This is a genomic window from Salmonella sp. SAL4457 (assembly GCF_046548235.1).
GTDB classification, from domain to species: domain Bacteria; phylum Pseudomonadota; class Gammaproteobacteria; order Enterobacterales; family Enterobacteriaceae; genus Salmonella; species Salmonella enterica.
In genome coordinates, this window is record NZ_JBGDZO010000372.1 from 1 (window position 1) to 278 (window position 278).

Annotated in this window: 1 protein-coding gene; it reads right to left on the reverse strand. The window is 51.8% G+C overall.

What is annotated here, in order from left to right; translation table 11 throughout:
• Positions 1-67 precede the first annotated feature (67 nt).
• Positions 68-278 (reverse strand): hypothetical protein (locus ACLJNW_RS24695; protein WP_410961287.1); only part of this gene is annotated, 211 nt, incomplete at its 5' end.

Here is a 278-nt window from a genome sequence, read left to right on the forward strand (position 1 = left end):
GGTACAGATCGTTAGCGTAATCCGGCTTCTTTTGTGGAGGAGTGAGAGGCTAAACTCAATCGTTGACTCACCCACCATCCATGATCCCGAATGAGTTGGCAGGGGAGACCATGCAGTCGCATTGGAGCAACGCGGCATCGATATCGCGCAGATATCCTTCATGTATGGAAAAGTGCGTGCTGCTCTCTTCACCGAAGTACTTCTGCGCTGCCTCCTCCCAAGCTTCACATAATGACTGATCGTTATCGCGGTGAGGCTTGGGCGAGATGAAGATGAAG